General features: G+C 72.2%; 5 protein-coding genes. All 5 read right to left on the bottom strand.

Annotation, left to right across the window (positions count from 1 at the left end; all coding sequences use genetic code 11):
• Positions 1–565 precede the first annotated feature (565 nt).
• Complete coding sequence (locus ACWGIU_RS30075; RefSeq protein ID WP_453711053.1) at positions 566–1,738, bottom strand: acyl-CoA dehydrogenase family protein; 1,173 nt, start codon at positions 1,736–1,738, stop codon at positions 566–568.
• A 248-nt stretch (positions 1,739–1,986) separates the two neighbouring features.
• The gene (locus ACWGIU_RS30070) at positions 1,987–2,169 is read right to left on the bottom strand and encodes a hypothetical protein (RefSeq protein WP_453711051.1); all 183 of its coding nucleotides are present in this window, start codon (positions 2,167–2,169) and stop codon (positions 1,987–1,989) included.
• A gap of 122 nt (positions 2,170–2,291) precedes the next feature.
• Positions 2,292–2,444 (bottom strand): SCO1431 family membrane protein, encoded by a 153-nt coding sequence (locus ACWGIU_RS30065; RefSeq protein ID WP_453711049.1) that lies wholly within the window; start codon positions 2,442–2,444, stop codon positions 2,292–2,294.
• Between the two features lie 222 nt (positions 2,445–2,666).
• On the bottom strand, positions 2,667–3,098 hold the full coding sequence (locus ACWGIU_RS30060) for an SPW repeat protein (RefSeq protein ID WP_453711047.1): 432 nt from the start codon (positions 3,096–3,098) through the stop codon (positions 2,667–2,669).
• A 98-nt stretch (positions 3,099–3,196) separates the two neighbouring features.
• The gene (locus tag ACWGIU_RS30055) at positions 3,197–4,558 is read right to left on the bottom strand and encodes a peptidase C39 family protein (protein WP_453711045.1); all 1,362 of its coding nucleotides are present in this window, start codon (positions 4,556–4,558) and stop codon (positions 3,197–3,199) included.
• Positions 4,559–4,767 lie beyond the last annotated feature (209 nt).

Raw genomic sequence — 4,767 nt, 5'->3', positions numbered from 1 at the left:
CCCTTGGTCCGCCGAAGGTCCTGCGCCGCCCGCCGCCCCCCCTCCTCCCCCCGGCCGTCGGCGGGGACGTGGTGGATCCTCCCGTCGTGCCGGTCCACCGGGCCGCGGCCGCCACCACCCATGAGGCTGTCGCTCACCTCACGGTGCGGGCGTACGCCGCCGTGTTCCGGCGAGGGCGAGGTCGGCCCGTGACCGGCCACAGGCGCTGGCCGGACGCCGAGAGCCCCGCCCGACCACCCCGCCCCCCGGCGACACCTCGAACGGATAGCCGCACTCCGCGGGCGATTACCCGGCCCTTCGATTCCGCGTTGGCCGGGTATGACCACGCTTCAGTCTTCAACGGGCCGAAGGCGTCGCCAGGCGGCGTCGGGTTGCGAAGAATCGGTTCAGCGTCCGCGTGAGCAGGCGCAGCAGGTCCCGGACCCGCCGATCTACCGTGATCTGCTGACGCGGTGGGCCGATGCCGGCCGGACAGTGCCCGGCCGGCGCGACCCGGAATGGTCGCGGCTCACGTCCTCCCCGGTCTGGCCCACCACCAGCAGCGGGCTGTACTGACCGACCGCGGTCAGCGCGTCTCCGGGCCGGCCAGGTGGCGGGCGATGACCATGCGCTGGATCTGGTTGGTGCCCTCCACGATCTGGAGCACCTTCGCCTCGCGCATCAGCCGCTCGACGGGGAAGTCCGCCGTGTAGCCGTATCCGCCGAGGACCTGCACCGCGTCCGTGGTGACGGCCATCGCCGCGTCCGTGCAGAACAGCTTGGCCATGGCCGCCTGCCGGGAGAACGGCTTGCCCGCGTCCCGCAGCCGTGCGGCCGCGAGGTAGAGGGCCCGGCCCGCCTCGATCTTGGTGGCCATGTCGGCCAGCATGAAGCGCAGTCCCTGGAAGTCCGCGATCGGGTGCCCGAACTGCTTGCGGTCCAGGGCGTACGTCAGGGCCTCGTCCAGTGCGGCCTGGGCGACGCCGATGGCACAGGCGGCGATGCCCAGGCGCCCGGCGTCCAGCGCGGCCAGGGCGATGGTGAAGCCCTGCCCCTCCTCGCCGATGCGGCGGGCGTCGGGAACCCGTACGCCGTCGAAGTGCAGCTGGGCGGTGGGCGAGCCCTTCATGCCCATCTTCTTCTCCGGCACGGCCGCGGTCAGGCCCTCCGCGTCCCCGGGCACCAGGAAGGCCGTGATTCCCTTGGGGCCCTCGGCGCCGGTGCGCGCGAGGACGGTGTAGAAGTCGGCGACGCCGCCGTGGGTGATCCAGGCCTTGGTGCCGGTGATGATCCAGTCGTCGCCGTCGCGTACCGCCTTGGTGGTGAGCGAGGCGGCGTCGGAGCCGGCGGCCGGCTCGGAGAGGCAGTAGGCGCCCAGCAGACCGCCGCCGAGCATCGCGGGCAGGTGGGCGCTCTGCTGCTCCTTCGTGCCGTAGCCGGCGAGGCCGTGGCAGGCCAGGGAGTGCACGCTGACGCCGAGGCCGACGGTCAGGCGGGCCGCGGCCAGCTCCTCCAGGATCTGGAGGTAGACCTCGTACGGCTGCTCGCCGCCGCCGAATTCCCCGGGATAGGGAAGGCCGAGCAAGCCGGCCTCGGACAGCAGGGTGAAGACTTCCCGCGGGAACCGGCCGGAGTCCTCCTCCTCGGCTGCCTTGGGGCGGATCTCGCGCTGCGCGATCTCGCGTACGAGGGCGAGGAGGTCCCGGGACTCCTCGGTGGGCAGCTGTCGGTCCACCGGCTGCGGGGCGCGGTCTGTCATGGCGGCGCTCTCCTCCCTGGTCGGGCACGGCGGCGACGCGTGAGGTGTGGTACGCGCCGCCGGGTCTCGGTTCTCTCACAGCCGGTGTTGCCCTCCCGGGTCACGGAAGGGGCTGTTCAGCGGCTGCGGCGGCTTGAGTATGCCCGATCAGGGGCTTCCCGTCACCGGGGCAAGATCACCGAGCGGACCGAGCGGCTGTTCGGGGCCGGGAGGTGCCGGACACTCCGGGACGAACTCCTCGATCACCTTCAGTGTCGCGCGCAGCCGGCGCACCAGCAGGCCCCCGAGCTGGTGCGATCGGGCTGGTCCGGGGCGCCCGGTCCGCCGATCCGGTCCAGGGCGGTGCCTTCGACCCCGGAGAGCCGGCCGACGAGGGCGAGCCGGGCGAGCGGCGGGAGGGTGCGGCGTGCGTACGCGCCTTCGACGCCCACCCTCAGGGCTGTCCTGCCCGCCGAGCTCATTCCACGAAGCCGGCGCCGCGCTGGGCGCGATGGTCTTCAAGCCGACCGCCGACGGTCCGGCCGGCGGCCTCGTGATCTCCGACGGGAGAGGCTCAGAGCCAGCCGACCTGGGTGACGAACATGGCGACGACGACCACGAGGGTCCAGCCCAGCACGTGCTCCAGCCAAGTGGAGTCGTCCTTGGGGCCTCCGGTGCGGACGAGGTCCCGGGGGGCGGCGAGGGGGGCGGCGCTGTCGGCGGTCATGGCGTCCAATGTGCCAGCGTTCGCGGCTTTCGCGGTAGGGACGTCACGCGTGGCATGCGTCACGCAAACACTGACATACACGGACAGGACCAGAAGGGGCCTGGATGGCGGACGACCGGGCCCCGACCTCCTCGGCCGGGACCCGGCGCGCTGTTCCCTCGTCCGGTGCTTCCTCCGATGCTTCCTCCGATACTTCCTCCGGCACCCCCTCAGGCGCCCCGGTCAGACGCGGGACTCGCGGTCGCGGCTCGCCATGGCCGCCATCGCGAGGCCGAGGCACAAGGCGACACCTCCGGCGATCACGTTGCTGACCACCGTTCGCGTCGTGTCCATCTCACCGGCGATGACCCACGGGGCGACGATCGTCCACGCGCCGAGGGCGACCGCCGTCCACGCCATCGCGTGGGTGCGCTCATAGGCGGAACCCAGACCGCCCATGCACAGGCAGAAGGCCAGGCCGGCGATCAGGTTGTTGATGGCCAGCGGGGTGAGGCCGCTGAATCCTACGATCCACGGCGAGGCGGCCAGGTACAGGCCCGTGATCAGGGCCAGTGCTTCGACGGCCTGCGCCCGGGGAGTGCTGGTCACCCGCTCGAACCGGGTGCGCATCTCGGCGAGGTCGGGGTGGTGCTCGATGCTGGGATGGGTGGTCATGGCGGGCCGCCTCCTATTGAGAAGCCTTTATGTGCCATTTACCCCACTATGTTCCGCTTATCCGTACCTCTTGGTCAACGGAAGAATTCGCGGCCCTCTCACAGCACGCCCACCGCGCGCAGCGCCCGGAACTGCGTCCGGCTCGGACGGGCCGGCGCGTAGAGATAGCAGATGCCTCCGGGGCCCGAGGTGACCTTGCCGGAGACTCCCACGCGCTTGGTCCGGAGCCAGATGTTCTCCCACTCCGCGCGCCTGTAGACGCGGCGCACGGCTGGGTTGTCGGGCGAGTTGGGGTCGTTCGCGATCACGTCCCCGGCGGCGGTGAAGCCGATGACGGTCATCAGGTGCCCGGCGGTGCCGTAGCCCGCGCCCGTGAGCTCCTCGGGGCGGAAGGATTGGGAGGTGATGGCCGGGATGCCGGCCCCGACCAGGGTTTCCAGGTCGGTCAGGGAGGTGAGGCGGGTGACGACTCCGGCGAGGCCCCGGTAGGTGGCGGCGTACGCGGCGTTGAAGGGCCAGTTGCCGCATCCCTTGTAGGCGGCGTCGTAGGTGGAGCGGGCCGCGTGGCAGACCTGCGGGTCGGAGTATTCGGGGTTCACCCAGGTCAGGGCGGCGGCGGGGGCCTCGCCGCCCCAGTACTCGATGATCATCTGGGAGGAGGTGGGGCTGCACCAGGCCTCGCCGCCGTTGTCGTACTCGGGGTACCGGCCGACGTGGACCTCCTGCGAGTAGCGCGGGACCTTCAGCTCGTGGGCCGTACGGGAGGGGGTGGAGGCCGGGACGGTGAAGCGGTCCGGGACGTCGGAGACCATGGCGCCCGCGAGCCATACGGTGGGGCCGCGCCCGGCGCCGGGCCGGCGGTGGAGGGTGAGGCGCAGCTGCCAGGCCGAGATCCGCAGGCCGGCGGTCGCGGCCGGGGCGTCGAGGGCGAGTGTGTCGGTCCAGACGGTGGACCTGCCGTCACCCTGGCCGTCCACCGAGGTGCGCCGGATGTCCGCGTCACCGGAGGCCCAGCGGCCCATCACGTACCAGGGGGTGGCAGTGCCGTCGGTGTAGGTGCCACGCAGCTCGATCTGGATCCAGGTGCCGGCCGGGGTGCGGGCGTTCCAGGAGGCGATGGCCTCGGTGGCGGGCACGGTGGAGCGGTGCACGGGGGAGGTCCAGGTGGCGTACTCCCAGGTGCTCTTGCGGCCGGTGTGCGGGTCGGCGTATTCGGTGCGGCCGACGGCCGTCGCGATCTCCAGGCCGGGGCGGGCGCCGCCGACGGCGGTGGTGCCCTGGTGGGTTCCGGCGAGCCAGTGGTCGTAGGAGTGCCAGAAGCGGTTGTCCACGGTGCGGCCCGGAGCCCGTGGGGCCGGAGGAATGGGAGGGGCCGCCGAGGCGCTGCCGCCCGGGACCGTGGTGGCGGCGACCGCGAGGGCGGCGACGAGTACGGCCCTGCGCGGAGTGGGTTCGGTCATCGCGTGTTCCCCCGGGGGTGGGTCGGTACGTCGGCGGCTGTCGGCCGCCATCCGGCATCACCCTTCCAGTTCCCGGCGGCGGCGGCCCGAAGCCACGGGTCGTGTCGGGCTTGTCTAGGTGTATTGCCCCGGGAGGTTGTGGACGGGTGATGCAGGTCTCGGCTGAGGCGTCTTGAACGGGTGAGGGCCTTCCGGGTTCGGTGTGGATT

The sequence above is a fragment of the Streptomyces sp. NPDC054840 genome (assembly GCF_053611065.1).
This window is presented reverse-complemented; position numbering and strand designations above follow the sequence as displayed.

Excerpts from the sequence above, each read along its gene's own strand:
- ACWGIU_RS30075 (WP_453711053.1), bottom strand. The coding sequence starts at position 1,738 with ATGACAGACCGCGCCCCGCAGCCGGTGGACCGACAGCTGCCCACCGAG.
- ACWGIU_RS30065 (WP_453711049.1), bottom strand. The coding sequence starts at position 2,444 with ATGACCGCCGACAGCGCCGCCCCCCTCGCCGCCCCCCGGGACCTCGTC.
- ACWGIU_RS30060 (WP_453711047.1), bottom strand. The coding sequence starts at position 3,098 with ATGACCACCCATCCCAGCATCGAGCACCACCCCGACCTCGCCGAGATG.
- ACWGIU_RS30055 (WP_453711045.1), bottom strand. The coding sequence starts at position 4,558 with ATGACCGAACCCACTCCGCGCAGGGCCGTACTCGTCGCCGCCCTCGCG.